Below are 21,584 nucleotides of genomic sequence, written 5' to 3'. Positions count from 1 at the left end.
GGCACTAATAGTGAATTAAATGTGAATTTCAGCGACGTTTGACTGCCGTTTGAGCAGTCATGTGTTAAATTGAGGCACATTAACGCCCTATGGCACGTAACGCCAACCTTTTGCGGTAGCGGCTTCTGCTAGAATCCGCAATAATTTTACAGTTTGATCGCGCTAAATACTGCTTCACCACAAGGAATGCAAATGAAGAAATTGCTCCCCATTCTTATCGGCCTGAGCCTCTCTGGGTTCAGTTCGTTGAGCCAGGCCGAGAACCTGATGCAAGTTTATCAGCAAGCACGCCTTAGTAACCCGGAATTGCGTAAGTCTGCCGCCGATCGTGATGCTGCCTTTGAAAAAATTAATGAAGCGCGCAGTCCATTACTGCCACAGCTAGGTTTAGGTGCAGATTACACCTATAGCAACGGCTACCGCGACGCGAACGGCATCAACTCTAACGCGACCAGTGCGTCCCTGCAGTTAACTCAATCCATTTTTGATATGTCGAAATGGCGTGCGTTAACGCTGCAGGAAAAAGCAGCTGGGATTCAGGACGTCACGTATCAGACCGATCAACAAACCTTGATCCTCAACACCGCGACCGCTTATTTCAACGTGTTGAATGCTATTGACGTTCTTTCCTATACACAGGCGCAAAAAGAAGCGATCTACCGTCAATTAGATCAAACCACCCAACGTTTTAACGTGGGCCTGGTAGCGATCACTGACGTGCAGAACGCCCGCGCACAGTACGATACCGTGCTGGCGAACGAAGTGACCGCACGTAATAACCTTGATAACGCGGTAGAGCAGCTGCGCCAGATCACCGGTAACTACTATCCGGAACTGGCGGCGCTGAATGTCGAAAACTTTAAAACCGACAAACCACAGCCGGTTAACACGCTGCTGAAAGAAGCCGAAAAACGCAACCTGTCGTTGTTACAGGCGCGCTTGAGCCAGGACCTGGCACGCGAGCAAATTCGCCAGGCGCAGGATGGTCACTTACCGACTCTGGATTTAACGGCTTCTACCGGGATTTCTGACACCTCATATAGCGGTTCGAAAACCCGAGGTGCCGCTGGTACCCAGTATGACGATAGCAATATGGGCCAGAACAAAGTTGGCCTGAGCTTCTCGCTGCCGATTTATCAGGGCGGAATGGTTAACTCGCAGGTGAAACAGGCCCAGTACAACTTTGTTGGTGCCAGTGAGCAACTGGAAAGCGCCCATCGTAGCGTCGTGCAAACCGTACGTTCCTCCTTCAACAACATTAATGCTTCTATCAGTAGCATTAACGCCTACAAACAAGCCGTAGTTTCCGCTCAAAGCTCATTAGACGCGATGGAAGCGGGTTACTCGGTTGGTACGCGTACCATTGTTGATGTGTTGGATGCGACCACCACGCTGTACAACGCCAAGCAAGAGCTGGCGAATGCACGTTATAACTACCTGATTAATCAGCTGAATATTAAGTCAGCCCTGGGTACGTTGAACGAGCAGGATCTGCTGGCACTGAACAATGCGCTGAGCAAACCGGTTTCCACTAACCCGGAAAACGTTGCCCCGCAAACGCCGGAACAGAATGCTATTGCTGATGGTTATGCGCCTGATAGCCCGGCACCCGTCGTTCAGCAAACATCCGCACGCACTACCACCAGTAACGGTCATAACCCTTTCCGTAACTGATGACTACGACGGGGCTTCGGCCCCGTCTAAACGTAAGGCAACGTAAAGATACGGGTTATCTGCCGCATTCTTCCCCCTTCTCGCTTCAATTTCGACCAGCCATCCTCTATTCTGATGGGTATTTACCACTGGTCCCGGAAGACAAAAATGAAACGGACAAAATCCATACGCCACGCATCGTTCCGCAAAAACTGGAGCGCACGCCATCTGACACCAGTCGCTCTCGCGGTTGCCACTGTTTTTATGCTGGCTGGCTGTGAAAAGAGTGATGAAACAGTGTCTCTCTATCAAAATGCTGACGACTGTTCAGCTGCAAACCCAGGCAAAAGCGCCGAATGTACCACCGCGTACAACAATGCGCTGAAAGAAGCCGAACGTACTGCGCCGAAATACGCCACCCGTGAAGACTGTGTTGCTGAATTTGGTGAAGGTCAGTGCCAGCAGGCACCAGCCCAGGCTGGCATGGCACCAGAAAACCAGGCGCAGGCCCAGCAATCCAGCGGGAGTTTCTGGATGCCGCTGATGGCCGGTTACATGATGGGTCGTCTGATGGGCGGCGGCGCGGGATTTGCACAGCAGCCGCTGTTCTCCTCGAAAAACCCGGCCAGCCCGGCTTACGGTAAATATACCGACGCGACCGGTAAAAACTATGGCGCAGCCCAGCCAGGCCGCACCATGACCGTACCGAAGACGGCAATGGCACCAAAACCGGCAACCACTACCACCGTTACTCGTGGCGGTTTTGGTGAATCTGTTGCCAAACAAAGCACTATGCAGCGTAGCGCAACCGGCACCTCTTCTCGTTCAATGGGTGGCTGATACCGATGGAAAGAGTCAGTATTACCGAGCGCCCGGACTGGCGCGAAAAAGCCCACGAATACGGTTTCAATTTTCACACCATGTACGGCGAACCGTACTGGTGTGAAGATGCTTACTACAAGTTGACCCTCGCCCAGGTTGAAAAGCTGGAAGAAGTCACCGCCGAACTGCACCAGATGTGCCTGAAAGTGGTTGAAAAAGTGATCGCCAGCGATGAGCTGATGACCAAATTCCGCATTCCAAAACACACCTGGAGTTTTGTGCGCCAGTCATGGCTGACTCACCAGCCATCGCTTTATTCGCGTCTTGATCTGGCGTGGGATGGTACTGGCGAACCTAAACTTCTGGAAAATAACGCCGATACGCCAACGTCACTGTATGAAGCCGCATTCTTTCAGTGGATCTGGCTGGAAGATCAGCTTAACGCCGGTAACCTGCCGGAAGGCAGCGACCAGTTTAACAGTCTGCAAGAAAAGCTAATCGATCGCTTTGTCGAGTTGCGTGAACAGTATGGCTTCCAGTTGCTGCATCTCACCTGCTGTCGCGACACGGTGGAAGATCGCGGAACCATCCAGTATTTGCAGGACTGCGCGACAGAAGCTGAAATCGCTACTGAATTCCTCTACATCGACGATATCGGTTTAGGCGAAAAAGGTCAGTTCACGGATTTACAAGATCAGGTGATTTCTAACCTGTTCAAGCTGTATCCGTGGGAATTTATGCTGCGTGAGATGTTCTCCACCAAGCTGGAGGATGCAGGCGTACGCTGGCTGGAACCGGCGTGGAAGAGCATTATCTCCAACAAAGCGCTTCTGCCGCTACTGTGGGAGATGTTCCCGAATCACCCGAACCTGCTGCCCGCTTATTTTGCGGAAGATGATCATCCGCAAATGGAAAAATATGTGGTTAAACCGATCTTCTCCCGTGAAGGCGCAAACGTGTCGATCATTGAGAACGGCAAAACCATTGAAGCAGCGGAAGGTCCGTATGGCGAAGAAGGGATGATTGTTCAGCAATTCCACCCGTTACCGAAATTCGGCGACAGCTATATGCTGATTGGTAGCTGGCTGGTGAACGCTCAACCTGCCGGAATTGGCATTCGTGAAGACCGTGCATTGATCACCCAGGATATGTCTCGGTTTTATCCACATATTTTTGTTGAATAAGCCATGATACCGGATGGCACTCGCCATCCGGTAATTATTAGCCTATCTGCACCGACAACATACTTAAACTGCCCATTTCTATACCATCGACCGGAATGGTAATTGGCTCCTGCCCATCCCACGCACCTAAGACATACAACAACGGCAGATAGTGCTCTGGCGTTGGGTTAGATAACGCGCCACCTTCATGGTCGAGATAATTCACCAGAGGATGCTGCTCTACCGGCCCTTGCCACGTCAGATTCGCTTTCACATACTCATTAAACGACATCGCCCAAGGATACGGTGAACTATCACCGTGCCACTTCACCGTACGCAGGTTGTGCACCACGTTACCGCTGGCGACCAACATTATTCCTTCATCCCGCAGCGCTGCCAGTTTGCGCCCCATTTCGAAATGCCAGGCGGCAGGTTTGCTACTGTCGATACTCAACTGCACCATCGGAATATCGGCGTCAGGATACATCTTAATCAGCACACCCCAGGAACCGTGGTCAAAGCCCCAGGCTTCTTTATCCAGTGTGACAGGCACTGGCGCTAACAGCTCAACCAATCGCTGAGCCAAAGCCGGTGATCCAGGAGCCGGATAATGGGTGTCGTACAGCGCCTGCGGGAAGCCACCAAAATCATGAATCGTGGGCGGCGTCTCCATCGCGGTCACTCCTGTTCCACGGGTAAACCAATGAGCCGAAACCACCACAATCGCTTGCGGGCGTGGCAATGTCATCCCCAACTTCTGCCAGCTGCGGGTATACAAATTATCTTCCAGCACGTTCATCGGACTACCGTGACCTAAAAACAATGCTGGCATACGTGTTGAAGACATGATGATATCCTTAACTAAAGGTGTCATTTTGATATCCTCACAATACGCTTGTTCGGCGGAGTAAGAACCCGGATAACAATGATGATGATCATCAGTTATTTTGACGATCTGCCTGAAGGTGAAGATTTATAAGGAGTTGTCGATGTCAGTACCTCTCATTCTGACCATACTGGCGGGGGCAGCCACGTTTATTGGCGCGTTTCTCGGCGTTCTCGGGCAAAAACCCTCGAACCGCTTACTGGCGTTTTCGCTAGGATTTGCGGCGGGGATCATGTTGCTCATCTCATTAATGGAAATGCTTCCTGCCGCACTAGCCGCCGAAGGAATGTCGCCTGTGTTGGGTTATGGAATGTTTATCTTCGGTCTGCTTGGCTATTTTGGCCTGGACCGCATGTTGCCACATGCGCATCCGCAGGATTTAATGCAAAAATCGGTGCAGCCGTTGCCAAAATCGATCAAGCGCACAGCCATTCTGCTCACTCTCGGCATCAGTCTGCATAACTTCCCGGAAGGGATTGCCACCTTTGTCACTGCGAGCAGCAACCTGGAGCTGGGATTTGGCATCGCACTGGCCGTCGCGTTGCACAATATCCCTGAAGGTCTGGCGGTTGCAGGCCCGGTTTATGCAGCAACGGGTTCTAAACGCACCGCGATTCTTTGGGCGGGGATTTCTGGATTGGCAGAAATTCTTGGTGGTGTGCTGGCGTGGTTAATCCTCGGTAGCATGATTTCCCCGGTGGTCATGGCGGCAATCATGGCGGCGGTTGCAGGAATTATGGTGGCGCTCTCGGTTGATGAATTAATGCCGCTCGCCAAAGAGATTGACCCTAATAATAACCCCAGCTATGGCGTACTATGTGGAATGTCAGTGATGGGATTCAGTTTAGTGCTGCTACAAACGGCGGGAATTGGTTAAAGACGATAATGACAGATGTTGCCCATTGCTAAAGGCAACATCTGTATCGTTATTAAAGGTATTATTGATGCTTTTCAAACACTTCTTTATCGGAGCGTTTATCTAATTTACTTCGGGCAGCTAACAGCGCATCTCTGTCATGGCGAAAAGCTTTACAGTAACGTTTAAGATGAAGAAAATAGCCACCAGCCAGTAGAACAATTAATACAATCCAGTACCAGGCAATAAACATCCTTTTCACCTTCAAAATTTAACATTACTAAACATTTAGCGTTAAAATTTCACATATCCATCATCGAATATATTCATATACTCGCATAATTCTGAATCAAGTATATGATTTCGATCATAGTAAGTGTTGTATTACATACCATATCCGATTAAAAAAAGAACAGTTAAGGCTATTAATGCATCTTATTCTGGGATGAAATATCACTAATTAATGATAAAACTTAATAAGCACCACTAGATATATATTATATCTTCACGATTCTTGCGTCACTACTCGTTTTAATAAACATACTTTACCACCTTACAATATCATACGTAAACTTTTGTCAATGGATGTTCATTTTTTCACCACAACTCATACAAAAAAATTATTATTCACAACGATATACAACAAATATCCAGGTATACGCATCTTAATATATAATGAAAGTGTATGATTTAAGTTTTACTTAATCAGTATTTAATATTAATAACAAGCTAAGTCATCTCTAACTATGGTAATCTCCATAGCGGAATTAATATCAGATTCAAACCTATATTTTCCTCATTAATAACCTTTCTAATTTATAAAGGATTATAGTCATGTTTAAAAAAACATTGTTATCTATGTTCGCAACCGCATTGTTATCAGGCGTTGCTTTTAACGCTCTTGCTGACGATGCTAATCAGGGGTCCGGTAAAATTACTTTTAAAGGTGAAGTTATCGATGCACCTTGTTCTATTGCTCCTGGTGATGAAGATCAGACAATAAACCTCGGTGAAGTTGCTGATACCGTATTAAAAAGCGGTCAGAAATCTCTGCCTGTAGATGTCACCATTCACTTGCAGGATTGTATTTTATCTGACGGCACTAATACTGTTGATAAAGTCAAAATCACCTTTAGTTCTGCCAGTGTTGACGCTACCGATTCCAACCTGCTTAAAAACACTCTGGAAGGTAACATCGGCGGCGCAACTGATGTAGGCGTACGTCTGGTGAAATCAGACAACACCAACGTGACTCTTGGCACTCCAATCACTATCAACTTCCCGACGACTAACTCCTACCAGGAGTTGAACTTTAAAGCCCGTATGGAATCTCTGGGACGCACCGCGACCCCAGGTAACGTGCAGGCACAAGCTAATTACGTACTCGACTACAAGTAAGCGGCAATTAGTACCTACACAACGTCAGGCAGTAAAGCCGATGAAAATTCATCGGCAACTTTGGGTCTTTTTGAAATGGATTTTTATGAAAAATAAAAACACGTTTACCGGGGATACATTATCCCACGCAATTAAAAATGCCCTGTCTGGCGTTGTGTGTTCGCTACTCTTCGTTTTACCTGTTCATGCAGTGGAATTCAACGTCGATATGATTGACGTTGAAGACCGTGAAAACATCGATATCTCGCGTTTTGAGAAAAAAGGCTATATTACTCCTGGTAAATATCTCGTTCGTGTGCAGATAAATAAAAATATGTTGCCACAAACGTTAATACTGGAATGGGTAAAAGCCGATAATGAAAGTGGTTCGTTACTCTGCTTAACCAAAGAAAATCTGACTAGTTTCGGTCTTAATACGGAATTTATTGAATCATTGCAAACCATAGCTGGCAGCGAATGTCTCAATTTAAGCCAACCTCAGGAATTAACGACACGGCTTGATAAAGCTACGATGATATTATCGCTAAGTGTTCCCCAGGCATGGTTAAAATACCAGGCAACAAACTGGACGCCACCAGAGTTTTGGGATGCCGGTATCGCCGGGTTTATCCTTGATTACAACGTGTACGCCAGCCAGTATGCCCCACATCACGGAGACAGCACCCAAAACGTCAGCTCCTATGGTACGTTAGGCTTTAACCTCGGCGCATGGCGCTTACGTAGCGATTACCAATATAATCAGAATTTTGCTGATGGACGCTCGGTAAACCACGACAGCGAATTTGCGCGAACTTATCTGTTTCGCCCTATCCCCTCCTGGTCGTCAAAATTCACTATGGGCCAGTACGACCTGAGCTCCAATCTTTACGATACCTTCCACTTTACTGGCGCATCGCTGGAAAGTGATGAAAGCATGCTGCCGCCAGATTTACAGGGTTATGCGCCACAAATTACCGGTATCGCGCAGACCAACGCTAAAGTGACTGTGGCACAAAATGGTCGCGTACTTTATCAAACCACTGTCGCGCCAGGCCCTTTTACTATTTCTGATTTGGGGCAATCGTTTCAGGGGCAGTTGGATGTCACAGTGGAAGAAGAAGATGGCCGCACCAGCACCTTCCAGGTTGGCTCCGCATCCATTCCCTATTTAACCCGTAAAGGGCAAGTGCGCTATAAGACGTCGCTGGGAAAACCAACATCCGTCGGGCATAACGATATCAATAATCCCTTTTTCTGGACGGCGGAAGCCTCCTGGGGCTGGCTGAACAATGTGTCGCTGTATGGTGGCGGCATGTTCACCGCTGATGATTATCAGGCTATCACTACCGGTATTGGCTTTAACCTTAACCAATTCGGTTCGCTTTCTTTTGATGTCACCGGAGCAGACGCCTCTCTGCAGCAACAAAATAGCGACAATCTGCGTGGTTACAGCTATCGCTTCAACTATGCAAAGCATTTCGAATCGACAGGTAGTCAGATTACCTTCGCGGGTTATCGCTTCTCAGATAAAGATTACGTGTCGATGAGTGAGTACCTAAGCTCGCGTAATGGCGATGAGTCAATTGATAATGAAAAAGAGAGTTATGTCATTTCCTTGAACCAGTACTTTGAAACGCTGGAATTAAACTCTTATCTCAACGTTACACGCAATACTTATTGGGACAGCGCCAGCAATACCAACTACTCCGTATCTGTAAGCAAAAACTTTGATATTGGCAATTTCAAAGGTATCTCTGCATCGCTGGCAGTAAGTCGAATCCGCTGGGATGACGACGAAGAGAATCAATATTACTTCTCTTTCTCTCTACCTTTACAACAAAACCGCAACATCTCCTACAGTATGCAGCGTACGGGAAGCAGTAATACTTCGCAGATGATTTCCTGGTACGATTCATCAGATCGCAACAATATCTGGAATATTTCTGCGTCGGCAACTGACGACAATATACGTGATGGCGAACCCACACTGCGCGGCAGCTACCAGCACTATTCGCCGTGGGGACGTCTGAACATTAATGGCAGTGTACAGCCGAATCAGTACAATTCTGTTACCGCAGGCTGGTACGGTTCACTTACCGCTACACGTCATGGTGTCGCCCTTCACGATTATAGCTATGGCGATAATGCCCGCATGATGGTCGATACCGATGGCATCTCCGGCGTTGAAATCAACTCTAACCGAACTGTTACCAACGGGCTGGGCATCGCCGTGATACCTTCGTTATCGAACTACACCACCTCCATGTTGCGGGTGAACAATAACGATCTGCCTGAAGGTGTCGATGTCGAAAACTCGGTTATTCGTACTACGCTCACCCAGGGTGCCATCGGCTACGCAAAACTGAATGCCACCACCGGATACCAAATCGTCGGCGTTATTCGTCAGGAAAATGGCCGCTTCCCTCCACTAGGTGTGAATGTCACGGATAAAGCGACAGGTAAAGATGTGGGCCTGGTAGCGGAAGATGGCTTCGTTTATCTCAGCGGTATTCAGGAAAACAGTATTCTGCATTTAACCTGGGGTGATAATACCTGTGAAGTCACGCCGCCAAACCAAAGTAACATTAGTGAAAGCGCGATAATTTTACCTTGTAAAACAGTCAAATAATTCAGGATGAATATAATGAAATTACCATTAATCACAACAGGAATGATTTGTTTTCTGGGGATCTGCAACTTTGCCCAGGCTACTGTCTCCCCCGACAGGACACGCATCATTTTTAATGCTTCGAATAAAAGCGCAACGGTTCGCCTGACCAACCAAAGTAAAATCGATCCTTATCTTGCTCAATCGTGGATTGAAGATGCCAGCGGTAAAAAAACGCGTGATTACATTTCAACACTGCCGCCGATGGAACGTATTGAGCCTGATGAACAGGTACAAATTCGCCTGATGGCGCTGGCCTCGTTAAATAACTTACCACAGGACAGAGAAACGCTATTCTACTATAACGTGCGGGAAATTCCGCCGCGTGCCAAAGAACAGAATGTCATGCAAATCGCCATGCAAAGCCGTCTGAAACTATTCTGGCGACCGAAAGCGATTGAGTTAAAAGAAGGAGAGATGGTTCCTCTGCAAAAAGTGACGATTACCCGCACCGCCGCCGGGCTGACCCTGAATAACCCGACGCCTTATCATATTACCGTCGGCTATATCGGCACTAATGGCAAGACACTGATGCCTGGTGCGGACAGTATTATGGTGGCACCATTTGCTTCTGCGACTCAACACTTAAACAACCTGCCCTCTACGTTCCAGTTAGGCTTTGTGGCGGACTACGGCGGGCTGGAGATGTTTAAAGTAGTATGTAATTCCGTCCAGTCCCTCTGCCAAAGTACTCCTGCGAAGAAGGGGAAAATATGATTACACTTTTTCGACTACTGGCGATTCTTTGCCTTTTTTTTAACGTTTCAGCTTTTGCTGTTGATTGCTATCAGGATGGGTACAGAGGAACAACCCTCATAAATGGAGATTTACCAACGTTCAAAATTCCAGAGAATGCGCAACCTGGGCAAAAAATTTGGGAGAGCGGAGATATTAATATCACAGTTTATTGTGACAATGCACCAGGATGGTCAAGTAATAACCCATCAGAAAATGTCTATGCCTGGATCAAATTGCCCCAAATAAATAGTGCCGATATGTTGAATAATCCGTATTTAACATTTGGCGTGACTTATAATGGTGTAGATTATGAAGGGACAAATGAAAAAATTGATACTCATGCGTGCCTGGATAAATATGAACAATACTATAATGGGTATTATCATGACCCTGTATGCAATGGCAGCACTCTTCAAAAAAATGTAACATTTAACGCCCATTTTCGCGTCTATGTAAAATTCAAAAGCCGCCCGGCAGGAGATCAGACGGTAAACTTTGGCACAGTCAACGTGCTGCAATTCGACGGTGAAGGCGGGGCGAACATGGCCCCCAACGCGAAAAATTTACGCTATGCAATTACGGGGTTAGATAATATTTCATTCCTTGACTGTAGTGTCGACGTCCGCATTTCCCCGGAAAGTCAGATAGTCAATTTTGGGCAGATCGCTGCGAATTCCATTGCAACTTTCCCACCGAAGGCAGCATTCAGCGTTTCTACCATAAAAGACATTGCGTCTGATTGTACCGAACAGTTTGATGTTGCAACCAGTTTCTTTACTTCAGATACATTATATGACAATACGCATCTGGAAATAGGTAACGGCTTGCTCATGCGAATTACTGATCAAAAAACGCAAGAAGATATTAAATTTAACCAGTTCAAATTATTTAGTACTTATATTCCCGGTCAGAGTGCGGCAATGGCAACCCGCGATTACCAGGCCGAATTAACCCAAAAACCTGGTGAACCACTCGTCTATGGCCCATTTCAGAAAGACCTGATAGTTAAAATCAACTACCACTAAACAGCAAAATGCCGGGAACACCCCGGCATTTTCATATTTAGTATTTCATCTCATTAGCTGGCTTTACGCTCATGTGCCTGACGGTATGCCACCAGGTCTTCAATAGTCACGAGCGCCATATTGTGTTTATTGGCAAACTCAATGCACTCTGGTGCACGCGCCATCGTGCCATCGTCATTAGTCAGCTCACACAGCACACCAGCCGGTTTAAAGCCTGCCAGCGTCATTAGATCAATAGTTGCTTCAGTATGACCGCCACGCGTCAGTACTCCACCTGCCTGCGCGCGAAGTGGGAAAACGTGGCCCGGGCGATTCAGATCAGAAGGTTTTGCGCCATCGGCAATCGCTGCGCGAACGGTCGTAATACGGTCAGCGGCAGAAACACCGGTAGTCACACCTTCAGCCGCTTCAATGGTCACGGTAAAACCGGTGCCATAGGCGCTGGTGTTATTTTCTACCATCATTGGCAGATCGAGTTGTTTACGGCGATCTTCAGTAATGCACAGGCAAACAATACCGCTACCGTGGCGAATGGTCAGCGCCATCTGCTCAACGGTCATGGTTTCTGCCGGGAAGATCATATCGCCTTCGTTTTCACGGTCTTCATCATCAAGCACCATTACACCGCGTCCTTCACGCAGCGCAGCCAGTGCATTTTCAACACGTTCGAAAGGCGTACCAAAAGAGGAAAGTAGCGTCTGATTCATGGTAAAAAAACCTCACTAAAATTATGGTTACCAGAATCAGGGCAGTCTTAGGAGTGGCGGCATATAGCCAAAATAACGTGAGCGGGTCCATGCCCGACAGAATCGTTACTCTCTCCCATCCGGACTCTAACCGTCGGCCCCGGAATTACACCGGATCTGCTGTCCTTTGAGTTCGCACCCAAAGCGCTCGCGGGCTTTCAACTGAGTTGATTTACCGCCGGTGGGGAATTTCGCCCCGCCCTGAGAATAAGCGGATTCACTATAACGCTAATGATTAGCGGCAGCAACGCATAGCTTCACATAATTCTGGTTTATGACTTACCCTTATCGCACTACAATGGCACTCAACACCTATCAGTACAGGGAAACTACAATGATTGACCCGAAAAAAATTGAGCAAATCGCTCGCCAGGTTCACGAATCAATGCCTAAAGGAATCAGGGAGTTCGGGGAAGATGTGGAGAAAAAAATCCGCCAAACCCTACAAGCGCAGCTGACGCGTCTCGATCTGGTGAGCCGCGAAGAATTCGACGTACAGACGCAAGTCCTGTTACGGACTCGTGAGAAACTGGCATTACTGGAGCAGCGCATCAGTGAACTGGAAGCGCGCAATAATTCGGTAGCAGACCTTCAATCTCCTCCGGCTATCCCGCCTATTGATAAAGCAGAATAAAGCAACACAAAAACGGGCCAGACGGCCCGTAATATCAGTGTTCTAATTCAAGTTCTCTGGTTTGCATCATCTGTTGGCAATACCAGGCATAACGTGCGCAAAACCAGGTTCTATGTTCTTCATCCATGTTACCAGTAACGGCCAGAATATCGACCGGGCGACCTTCTGCGTGCATTCTGGCAAAACTACGCGCCAGGAAATCGAAATTATTTAAAGAATTAAGACTATGATCCATAAGCACATCCTCCGGTTATCGCATACCTTTTAAGGCCATATGCTTTTTCTGATTTCAGTATTCCCCAATCAGTGTAGTGCCTTTAAACATAACGTGCGTAAATATATTGTCCCCGATCACACTTTTTAGTGAAAAATAAAAAACCATATTAAAAGACTTTCTCTTCCAGAACTTCTCTAACATGTGTTATTATTAACAAAGATAAATGTAAGCAAGGAAACTATCCTAAAGTAAATATTGCGTCACTAAATGGACATTGGAGTGACATATGATTTTATTCGCCGACTATAACACCCCTTATCTTTTCGCTATTTCCTTTGTACTGTTGATCGGCCTTTTAGAAATTTTTGCGCTTATCTGCGGTCACATGCTCTCCGGTGCACTTGATGCACATCTTGACCATTATGATTCCATAACCACAGGTCATATTAGCCAGGCACTTCATTATCTCAATATCGGAAGATTGCCAGCTCTCGTCGTTCTCTGCTTGCTGGCTGGTTTTTTTGGTCTTATTGGCATCCTGTTGCAGCATGCCTGCATCATGGTCTGGCAATCACCACTGTCGAACCTGTTCGTGGTTCCTGTCAGTTTACTGTTTACGATTATTACGGTGCATTATACCGGTAAAATAGTTGCGCCCTGGATTCCACGCGACCATAGTTCAGCTATTACAGAAGAAGAATATATTGGTAGCATGGCATTAATTACCGGTCATCAGGCCACTTCAGGTAATCCCTGCGAAGGAAAACTCACCGATCAATTTGGCCAAATACATTATTTACTACTGGAGCCTGAAGAAGGAAAAATTTTCACTAAAGGAGACAAAGTGTTAATTATTTGCCGACTTTCTGCAACGCGATATTTGGCGGAAAACAATCCCTGGCCCCAAATATTGTAATTTATTAATCAAAAGGAAATTTAATAATGGATGATATTGTTAATTCTGTGCCCTCCTGGATGTTTACCGCAATTATTGCCGTATGCATTCTGTTTATTATTGGAATTATTTTCGCCAGGCTCTATCGTCGCGCTTCGGCAGAGCAAGCTTTTGTTCGTACTGGTTTAGGTGGGCAAAAAGTGGTAATGAGCGGTGGCGCAATCGTGATGCCGATCTTTCATGAAATAATCCCCATCAATATGAATACTCTGAAGCTGGAAGTCAGCCGCTCAACCATTGATAGCCTGATTACGAAAGATCGTATGCGCGTCGATGTCGTTGTCGCTTTCTTTGTGCGGGTAAAACCGTCAGTGGAAGGTATTGCCACCGCCGCCCAGACGCTGGGGCAACGCACCCTGTCGCCTGAAGACTTACGTATGTTGGTTGAAGATAAATTTGTCGATGCCCTCCGTGCAACAGCTGCACAAATGACCATGCATGAGTTACAGGATACCCGCGAGAACTTCGTGCAGGGCGTACAAAATACCGTAGCTGAAGATCTGTCGAAAAATGGCCTGGAACTGGAAAGCGTTTCACTTACCAACTTTAACCAGACGTCGAAAGAACATTTCAATCCTAACAACGCCTTTGACGCCGAAGGTTTAACCAAGCTGACGCAGGAGACGGAGCGCCGTCGTCGCGAACGTAACGAAGTTGAACAGGATGTAGAAGTTGCGGTGCGTGAGAAAAACCGTGATGCACTTTCGCGGAAGCTGGAGATTGAACAACAAGAAGCGTTTATGACGCTTGAGCAGGAGCAGCAGGTTAAAACCCGTACCGCTGAGCAGAATGCGAAAATTGCGGCTTTTGAGGCCGAGCGTCGTCGGGAAGCAGAGCAGACGCGAATTCTGGCTGAACGACAGATTCAGGAAACGGAAATCGACCGCGAACAGGCCGTCCGTTCCAGAAAAGTTGAAGCTGAACGTGAAGTTCGCATTAAAGAGATCGAACAGCAGCAGGTCACCGAAATCGCCAACCAGACGAAATCGATCGCTATTGCCGCCAAATCGGAACAGCAGTCACAAGCGGAAGCGCGTGCCAACCTTGCACTTGCAGAAGCGGTAAGCGCCCAGCAAAACGTAGAAACAACTCGCCAGACCGCAGAAGCCGATCGTGCTAAACAAGTTGCCCTAATCGCTGCCGCGCAGGATGCAGAAACCAAAGCGGTTGAACTGACCGTGCGGGCGAAAGCAGAGAAAGAAGCCGCAGAGATGCAGGCGGCGGCAATCGTTGAGTTAGCCGAAGCTACGCGTAAAAAGGGTCTGGCGGAAGCAGAAGCGCAACGTGCGCTGAACGACGCTATCAACGTACTTTCTGATGAACAAACCAGCCTTAAATTCAAACTGGCGCTATTACAGTCGTTACCTGCAGTAATAGAGAAATCCGTTGAGCCGATGAAGTCTATCGACGGCATCAAGATTATTCAGGTCGATGGATTAAACCGAGGTGGTGCTGCGGGGGATGCAGCATCAGGCAGCGTTAGTGGCGGAAACCTGGCAGAACAGGCATTGTCTGCCGCACTCTCTTACCGCACACAGGCACCACTGATTGACTCCTTGCTCAATGAAATCGGTGTTTCTGGCGGCTCGCTGGCGGCATTGACTTCACCCTTAACCTCAACAACTCCCGTCGCCGAAAACGTAGAATAAATTTTCAACTATGAACATCCCTGGCCCAAAAAGCCGGGGATTTTTTATATCTGCATTCCGCAAAAAACTGCAAATGCTCAGGTCGTTGCAGCCTTTTGCGTGACCGCTCGGGGAAGGCAAAACTGCCTCTGGGAAAGCATTGCGCGGGGTCTGACGCTCATCAACAATCGGGAAGTCAGCAAAGGGCTGAAACGGGAAAGCCCCTCCCGAGGAAGGGGCCTTACAGAAGGAAAGGGTTATGATGAAGCTCGTCATCATACTGATTGTGTTGTTACTTGTAAGTTTCGCCACTTATTAACAGCCAATCAGAGGGGGGAGAAATCCTCCCTCACCCTTGTTCCTTTACTTTAGGTTGAAAAAAAAACAGCGTCAATAGGTCTGCCAGGTTCGAAGCGAGATCTGTGAACCGCTTTCCGGTTAGCCTTTTTTATCCTGTTGGATCTTCTTGATGATGTTGGTCGTCGAGCAACCGTCTTCAAAGTTGAGCACCAACACTTCGCCACCGTTGGCCCAGACTTCTTTACTCCCGGCAATCTCTTCTGGTTTATAGTCGCCGCCTTTCACCAGCAGGTCTGGCAAGATCCCGGCGATCAAGCGCTGCGGCGTGTCTTCTTCAAACGACACCACCCAGTCGACCGCTTCCAGTGCACCCAGCACAATCATACGCTGCTCGAGAGGGTTAACGGGGCGGGAATCCCCTTTCAGCCGTTTGGTGGAGGCATCGCTGTTCACAGCGACAATCAGGCGGTCACCCAGTTTGCGGGCATTTGCCAGATAGGAGACGTGCCCGGCGTGCAGGATGTCGAAGACGCCGTTGGTCATCACCACTTTTTCACCGCGTTTACGCGCCGCCGCTACAGCAAGCTTCAGTTCCTCTTCGGTCATCACACCAAAGCCGGTATCTGCACGTCCACGTACTGCATTTTCCAGCTCGATCGGCGAAACCGTGGATGTCCCCAGTTTGCCGACCACCACGCCTGCCGCCGCATTGGCAAAGAAGCAGGCTTCTTCCAGCGAATTACCCGCAGCCAGCGTTGCCGCCAGGACGCCAATCACCGTGTCGCCCGCACCGGTAACGTCATACACTTCCTGCGCCTGGGTTGGCATATGCAGCGGCGTTTTGCCCGGTTGCAGCAGCGACATACCCTGTTCGGAACGGGTCACTAACAGAGCCGAGAGTTCGTAATCGGCAATCAGTTTCATGCCGCGCTCAACAATCTCTTCTTCGGTCTTACATTTACCGACAACAGCTTCAAATTCTGAGAGATTCGGCGTCAGCAGCGTAGCGCCGCGGTAGCGCTCAAAATCGGTGCCTTTTGGATCAATCAGCACCGGAACGCCCGCTTTACGCGCCAGTTGGATCATCTGCTGCACGCTTGCCAGCGCACCTTTCGCGTAGTCAGAGAGCACCAGCGCGCCAATCGAACTCAGCGCCTGATTAATCCGCTCGTGCAGCGGCTGCGGATCAACACCTTCGAAACCTTCTTCAAAATCCAGACGGATCAGCTGTTGGTTGCGGGAAAGTACCCGTAATTTGGTGATGGTCGGATGCGTCGGTACAGAAACGAAGTCGCATTTGACGTTGACGTCGGCCAGAGATTTACTCAGCGCGCGCGCCGCATCGTCAATGCCCGTCAACCCGACCAGGCGTGCATTAGCACCGAGAGAAGCGATATTCATCGCCACGTTAGCCGCGCCGCCCGGACGTTCTTCAATGGTATTTACTTTAACCACGGGCACCGGCGCTTCCGGCGAGATACGGCTGGTGGGACCGTACCAGTAACGATCCAGCATCACATCACCAACCACCATCACTCCTGCACGTTCAAACTCTGGCAGCGTTACTTTCATTCCTGTCTCCTGAGAGATTCAAAATTTGCGCGCGATAATACCATACTTCATTCTTCCACCAGCCACTTCTGCCAGCTTGCCCGCACCAGATCACGCTCTGCGGTGAAGCAATCCTCCGACACATGGCCCGGCAATTCCTGTAATGCCAGATGATGAAGTTCATCGCGCAGCGTAGTGTAAGCACGGGTCAGCGCCATCGCTTCCTGCTCTTCCATAATGTCGTTTTGCGCCAGCAGCTCCAGAATACGCACGTTGTCTGACCAGCGCGTTAACTTCGGTTTTTCATGAGCGTAGCGCAACACCAGATATTGGGTAATAAATTCGATATCGGTAATTCCGCCTTCATCGGCTTTGATATCAAAGCGATCGCGATGTTTATTGCCGAGATGAGCGCGCATTTTCTCGCGCATTTCCCGCACTTCTGTTTGCAGGGTTTTGCCTTCGCGCGGCAGCGTCATAATCTCCCGGCGTACTGCGTCAAAGTGCGCGGTGAGCTGCGGATCGCCGTACACTACACGCGCACGCACCAGCGCCTGATGTTCCCACGTCCAGGCCTCGTTTTTCTGATAATCGGCAAACGCTTCTGCGGATGTCACCAGCATTCCCGCCGCCCCGGACGGACGCAACCGTGCATCCACTTCATACAAAATGCCGGAAGAGGTTCGCGTACTGAACAGATGCATAATGCGTTGCGCCAGACGCAGATAAAACTGTCGCCCGTCGATTTCCCGCTCGCCGTCAGTCATCGCATCCATTGGGCAATCATGGAGGAAGATCAGGTCAAGATCGGAACTGTAGCCTAACTCCCAGCCGCCCAGCTTGCCGTAGCCGACCACCGCAAAACCACGCCCTTCGCGTTCGTTCAGGTGATTTGGCTTACCGTAGCGGACAACCATTTGAACCCACGCCTGCTGAACGACGGCATCTATCATAGCCTCCGCCAGCCAGGTTAAGTGATCGCTCACTTTCATTACCGGTAGCGTACCGGCGATATCCGCTGCCGCAATACGTAACAGTTGCGCCTGTTTGAACTGACGCAGCGCCTCAAGCTGTTGTTCTTCGTCATCTTCCGGCACACGCAGCAAATACTGGCGCAGTTCATCACGGTAGGCATCCGTCGCCGTCGGTTGGTAGAGAGTGTTTGGATCGAGCAGTTCGTCCAGCAATAATGGATAACGCGCCAGTTGGCTGGCAATCATCGGCGATGCAGCACACAGAGAAATCAAATGTTTAAGCGCCGCAGGGAATTCACTAAGCAGCTCAAGATAAGTGGTGCGAGTAACAATCCCCACCAGCAAGGCGGTAATGCGCGACAGCGTGACAGCAGCGTCTTCACGCGCACAGACATCACTTAGCAGATGCGGCATCAGATGGTCGAGCACCTGACGCCCGCGCGGCCCGATGGTACGCTTATCCAGCTCTTTGCGAAAATCGGCAATCAGCGTCAGCACCTGTTTGCGATCGTCCTCGCTAAGATGCGCCAGCACTGGTGTAGTGTCATCTTCCTGCAACGCGTCCTGCCACAGCTCACGCCACTGTTCCGACAGCGACTCTTCCTGAGTTTCACTTTCGTCGTCGCCAATCAATTCATTAAACACCCGGCGCACATTGGTCATATGTCCGGTCAGCGCCCCAGTCAGTTGCTGCCAGTCAGCAAAGTCCATCGCCCACGCCAACCGCGCACGGTTAAGCTCATCAGAAGGAAGCGTCTGGGTTTGTTCGTCGTTAATACTTTGCAGCAGGTTTTCCAGACGCCGCAGGAACAGATACGCCACTCGCAATTGTTCAGCATCGTTTTCAGAAAGCAGATGCAGCGCGGCAATGGCGCTGAGCGTTGGCAGTAAAGAGCGCGATTGCAGCGATGGTTCGCGCCCGCCGCGAATGAGCTGGAATACCTGGACAATAAATTCAATTTCACGAATGCCACCCGCGCCAAGTTTGATGTTGTCGGTCAAACCGCGTCGACGCACTTCGCGGGCAATCATCCCTTTCATGTTGCGCAGCGACTGAATCACGCTGAAATCGATGTAACGACGGAAAACAAACGGGCGCAGCATCGCACGCAACTCGTTAGCATAGACGCCTTCGCTATCGCCCATAATCCGCGCCTTAACCATCGCGTAACGCTCCCAGTCGCGCCCCTGCTCCTGGTAATAATCTTCCAGCGCCGCAAAGCTCAGCACCAGCGGGCCACTTTCGCCAAACGGACGCAGCCGCATATCCACGCGATAGACGAAGCCATCCTGCGTTGGTTGATCCAGCACTTTAATCAGCCGCTGCCCCATGCGGGTAAAAAACTGGGCGTTATCCAGTTCCCGGCGTCCACCCTGCGTACAACCATGTTCCGGCCAGGCAAAAATCAGATCGATATCAGAGGAGAAATTCAGTTCCCCGCCGCCCAGCTTACCCATGCCTAAAATCAGCAGCGGTTGCGCTTCGCCCTGCGCATTGCACGGCGTTCCCCATTCGCGGCAGCAGGCGTCATACAGCCAGTCACGCGCCGCAACAATCAGCGTCTCCGCCAGATGGCTGAGCTGCTGCAATATGCTCTCTTCAGTAACCAGTGCCAGCGTTTGCGCCCAGGCAATGCGCACCATAATGCGCCGCCGGAATAGCCGCAGTTCACGCATTAACCCGGCTTCGTCACTCACATTACTGAGCGCCTCCTGCAACCAGGCAGCGTAATGCTGCCATTCGTCGGCCTGCGGCGGTTGGCTTTCCAGTTCCGTCAGCCACTCTGGATGCGCAATTATGCTGTCCTGCACAAAATCACTAAAAGTAAGTACTGACTTCGCCTGTGCGCTAAGTGATTCCTCGGCTAAAGGCTCTGGCAGCCGCTCAACAACGGTCTGCCAGTACTGCTGTAACGGTGAAGAGAGCGGCTTCATAAGCGATTTTATCCTTGCCTGATTAACGTTTTCCGCTGTGCAACCAGAACGGTTCCTGATTGTTTGCCTCATTACGGAAATGTTCAATTTCGATGCGTTGCCCGGTCGCAATAGCGTGACGCAGCCCCTGCCAGTTCTCCAGCCAGGCTTGCGCGACGACAGGATCGTAGTAACCCGCCAGCAACAGGATTGAGTCAATATCACGCGTCAGGCGTGGCAACTGGTCACGGTAGCGATCGCCCAACGGCTGGCAGAAAACGCTTTTCAGTTCAGCGGCATGGCGGGAAAGATGGATATCGGCAAAGCGTTTGAAGGAATCGCTCATTTTACTCTGCGCTTTGGCATCTAAAAACGGCTGCCAGGCTTTGCTTACCAGCCATTCGGTCAATGCCAGCTTCGCCATTGCCGTTTCGGTAGAGTAGACCGCCGTCACGGCAGAAACCGCTGAAGCGATGGTCGCTTCGCATTGAGTCAATAAATCACGTAAGTGAGTGCTCGCTTTACGCGGCACAATGCCACCGAACAGCATCAGCGTATGACGGACCAGGCCAATGGCTGCCAGCACCTGTTCTTTCGCCGCATCGTTGCCGCGTACCCACAGTTCTTCATGATACTGCCATTGCGCTAACGCCAGCTCGAACGCCGCTTCCAGCCCCTGTTCCACATCGGCTTTTGCCGCAACATGCAAAATGGTGGTCGGTTTGATTTCACGCGCCGGATTGCCCTGCGCCAGATGATAGCCACGCGCCGCTTTGCTCAGGCTGCCCTGGCGTAATCCGGTTTGCGATACCAGTTGGTTCGCCAGTTTCAGCACCGCGCGCGTGTCGCCGCTAAGCAGTTCCAGTTCCAGCTCGCAGATAGGTTCAGCAAATTCACCCGCTTTCACTTCCCCCTGGTCGAGGGCGATTTCAATTTGGCTACCATCAACCTCTACCAGCCACTTTTCGCGATAAAAATCGGTGCTGAACAGCGGTTGTACGCGGGAAGCGAGATCGGCAGGCAATTCGCCGTTCGGCCAGACTTCCGTCGGTAACTGCGCCAGGTCGAGCGTCGGTTCGCTCAACGACACGTTATATTCCGGGCGCTGGTGTAAGCCGCCTGTCACTCTTCCTGCAACTTTCATGGTCATCTCATAGCGACCGTTTTCGCCACGAATACGCAAGCCCATGTCGTGCCCACGCAGCCAGTTATCCGGCGTTTCGTAGTAAATATTCAACAACTGCACGGGGTCATGGTGCTCGCCGCCCAGCGTATTGAGATGGTCACGCAACGCCTCAACGGCACTGTGATTAACAATAAACTTTAATTCGATTTCCTGAGCCATGGCCTTTACTTATCGGTTATGTCACATAAGTGACGATGAACGGCGAACTTAATGCGATCTTTTTTGTCAGTAGATAGTATTTTGCGCCAAATTGCCATGCAACGGGCAATTTGACGGGCGTAAAAGTTTGAA

19 protein-coding genes and 1 riboswitch are annotated in these 21,584 nt (G+C 49.5%); of the genes, 12 read left to right on the top strand and 7 right to left on the bottom strand.

Annotated features, from left to right (window positions below; all coding sequences use genetic code 11):
• Positions 1 to 192: 192 nt before the first annotated feature.
• The 3 genes from tolC to ACK8NJ_RS03380 all read left to right on the top strand — a co-directional run bounded on the left by tolC (position 193) and on the right by ACK8NJ_RS03380 (position 3,659).
• Positions 193 to 1,674 carry an outer membrane channel protein TolC gene (tolC, locus tag ACK8NJ_RS03390; RefSeq protein ID WP_000735289.1) on the top strand — a complete coding sequence of 494 codons (1,482 nt, stop codon included), beginning with the start codon at positions 193 to 195 and terminating at the stop codon, positions 1,672 to 1,674.
• A 147-nt stretch (positions 1,675 to 1,821) separates the two neighbouring features.
• Entirely contained in the window at positions 1,822 to 2,493 is a 672-nt protein-coding gene (locus tag ACK8NJ_RS03385; protein WP_000831543.1) for a DUF1190 family protein, read from the top strand.
• 5 nt (positions 2,494 to 2,498) lie between these two features.
• Positions 2,499 to 3,659, top strand: a complete 1,161-nt coding sequence (locus tag ACK8NJ_RS03380; protein WP_411962117.1) for a glutathionylspermidine synthase family protein — start codon at positions 2,499 to 2,501, stop codon at positions 3,657 to 3,659.
• Positions 3,660 to 3,696: 37 nt separating this feature from the next.
• Here the strand turns inward: ACK8NJ_RS03380 and ygiD are convergent, their stop codons facing one another.
• Complete coding sequence (gene ygiD / locus ACK8NJ_RS03375; RefSeq protein WP_024174118.1) at positions 3,697 to 4,485, bottom strand: 4,5-DOPA dioxygenase extradiol; 789 nt, start codon at positions 4,483 to 4,485, stop codon at positions 3,697 to 3,699.
• 142 nt (positions 4,486 to 4,627) lie between these two features.
• On the opposite strand from ygiD, the gene zupT reads away from it, so the two are divergent.
• A complete protein-coding gene (zupT, locus tag ACK8NJ_RS03370) occupies positions 4,628 to 5,401 on the top strand; it encodes a zinc transporter ZupT (RefSeq protein WP_001295627.1) in 774 nt (257 codons plus the stop codon).
• Positions 5,402 to 5,462: 61 nt separating this feature from the next.
• Here the strand turns inward: zupT and ACK8NJ_RS03365 are convergent, their stop codons facing one another.
• Entirely contained in the window at positions 5,463 to 5,633 is a 171-nt protein-coding gene (locus tag ACK8NJ_RS03365; RefSeq protein WP_001296421.1) for a hypothetical protein, read from the bottom strand.
• Positions 5,634 to 6,214: 581 nt separating this feature from the next.
• On the opposite strand from ACK8NJ_RS03365, the gene ACK8NJ_RS03360 reads away from it, so the two are divergent.
• The 4 genes from ACK8NJ_RS03360 to ACK8NJ_RS03345 all read left to right on the top strand — a co-directional run bounded on the left by ACK8NJ_RS03360 (position 6,215) and on the right by ACK8NJ_RS03345 (position 11,188).
• A complete protein-coding gene (locus ACK8NJ_RS03360; RefSeq protein WP_000475129.1) occupies positions 6,215 to 6,778 on the top strand; it encodes a fimbrial-like protein in 564 nt (187 codons plus the stop codon).
• 85 nt (positions 6,779 to 6,863) lie between these two features.
• Positions 6,864 to 9,386, top strand: coding sequence for a fimbria/pilus outer membrane usher protein (locus tag ACK8NJ_RS03355; protein WP_328180464.1), 2,523 nt, complete (start codon positions 6,864 to 6,866; stop codon positions 9,384 to 9,386).
• A 15-nt stretch (positions 9,387 to 9,401) separates the two neighbouring features.
• The gene (locus tag ACK8NJ_RS03350; protein ID WP_001366880.1) at positions 9,402 to 10,142 is read left to right on the top strand and encodes a fimbrial biogenesis chaperone; all 741 of its coding nucleotides are present in this window, start codon (positions 9,402 to 9,404) and stop codon (positions 10,140 to 10,142) included.
• Positions 10,139 to 11,188 carry a pilus protein gene (locus ACK8NJ_RS03345; protein ID WP_000631275.1) on the top strand — a complete coding sequence of 350 codons (1,050 nt, stop codon included), beginning with the start codon at positions 10,139 to 10,141 and terminating at the stop codon, positions 11,186 to 11,188. The genes ACK8NJ_RS03350 and ACK8NJ_RS03345 overlap by 4 nt, the downstream gene beginning before the upstream one ends.
• Positions 11,189 to 11,241: 53 nt before the next feature.
• Here ACK8NJ_RS03345 and ribB read toward each other — a convergent pair whose 3' ends face one another.
• On the bottom strand, positions 11,242 to 11,895 hold the full coding sequence (ribB, locus tag ACK8NJ_RS03340; RefSeq protein ID WP_001076997.1) for a 3,4-dihydroxy-2-butanone-4-phosphate synthase: 654 nt from the start codon (positions 11,893 to 11,895) through the stop codon (positions 11,242 to 11,244).
• A 103-nt stretch (positions 11,896 to 11,998) separates the two neighbouring features.
• Positions 11,999 to 12,147, bottom strand: a riboswitch (FMN riboswitch).
• Between the two features lie 121 nt (positions 12,148 to 12,268).
• On the opposite strand from ribB, the gene ubiK reads away from it, so the two are divergent.
• Positions 12,269 to 12,568: a ubiquinone biosynthesis accessory factor UbiK gene (gene ubiK / locus ACK8NJ_RS03335; RefSeq protein WP_001298379.1), complete on the top strand. Its 300-nt coding sequence runs from the start codon at positions 12,269 to 12,271 to the stop codon at positions 12,566 to 12,568.
• Positions 12,569 to 12,602: 34 nt separating this feature from the next.
• Here the strand turns inward: ubiK and glgS are convergent, their stop codons facing one another.
• Positions 12,603 to 12,803, bottom strand: coding sequence for a cell surface composition regulator GlgS (glgS, locus tag ACK8NJ_RS03330; protein ID WP_001296424.1), 201 nt, complete (start codon positions 12,801 to 12,803; stop codon positions 12,603 to 12,605).
• 268 nt (positions 12,804 to 13,071) lie between these two features.
• On the opposite strand from glgS, the gene ACK8NJ_RS03325 reads away from it, so the two are divergent.
• From ACK8NJ_RS03325 to ACK8NJ_RS03315, 3 genes are all read left to right on the top strand, one after another.
• Entirely contained in the window at positions 13,072 to 13,701 is a 630-nt protein-coding gene (locus ACK8NJ_RS03325; RefSeq protein WP_000599928.1) for an OB-fold-containig protein, read from the top strand.
• Positions 13,702 to 13,727: 26 nt separating this feature from the next.
• Complete coding sequence (locus ACK8NJ_RS03320; protein ID WP_000341038.1) at positions 13,728 to 15,389, top strand: flotillin family protein; 1,662 nt, start codon at positions 13,728 to 13,730, stop codon at positions 15,387 to 15,389.
• A gap of 238 nt (positions 15,390 to 15,627) precedes the next feature.
• Positions 15,628 to 15,687 carry a type I toxin-antitoxin system Ibs family toxin gene (locus ACK8NJ_RS03315; RefSeq protein ID WP_100249717.1) on the top strand — a complete coding sequence of 20 codons (60 nt, stop codon included), beginning with the start codon at positions 15,628 to 15,630 and terminating at the stop codon, positions 15,685 to 15,687.
• A 119-nt stretch (positions 15,688 to 15,806) separates the two neighbouring features.
• Here ACK8NJ_RS03315 and hldE read toward each other — a convergent pair whose 3' ends face one another.
• From hldE to ygiF, 3 genes are read right to left on the bottom strand one after another with little or no spacing between them, the layout of a single operon-like run.
• The gene (gene hldE / locus ACK8NJ_RS03310; RefSeq protein WP_000869187.1) at positions 15,807 to 17,240 is read right to left on the bottom strand and encodes a bifunctional D-glycero-beta-D-manno-heptose-7-phosphate kinase/D-glycero-beta-D-manno-heptose 1-phosphate adenylyltransferase HldE; all 1,434 of its coding nucleotides are present in this window, start codon (positions 17,238 to 17,240) and stop codon (positions 15,807 to 15,809) included.
• Between the two features lie 47 nt (positions 17,241 to 17,287).
• Positions 17,288 to 20,128 (bottom strand): bifunctional [glutamate--ammonia ligase]-adenylyl-L-tyrosine phosphorylase/[glutamate--ammonia-ligase] adenylyltransferase, encoded by a 2,841-nt coding sequence (glnE, locus tag ACK8NJ_RS03305; RefSeq protein ID WP_328117072.1) that lies wholly within the window; start codon positions 20,126 to 20,128, stop codon positions 17,288 to 17,290.
• A 22-nt stretch (positions 20,129 to 20,150) separates the two neighbouring features.
• Complete coding sequence (ygiF, locus tag ACK8NJ_RS03300) at positions 20,151 to 21,452, bottom strand: inorganic triphosphatase (RefSeq protein WP_328117073.1); 1,302 nt, start codon at positions 21,450 to 21,452, stop codon at positions 20,151 to 20,153.
• Positions 21,453 to 21,584: the final 132 nt, after the last annotated feature.

This window comes from Escherichia sp. F1, assembly GCF_046764225.1.
Taxonomy (GTDB): domain Bacteria; phylum Pseudomonadota; class Gammaproteobacteria; order Enterobacterales; family Enterobacteriaceae; genus Escherichia; species Escherichia coli.
The sequence above is the reverse complement of the archived record's forward strand: the minus strand, read 5'-3'. Positions and strand labels throughout refer to the sequence as shown.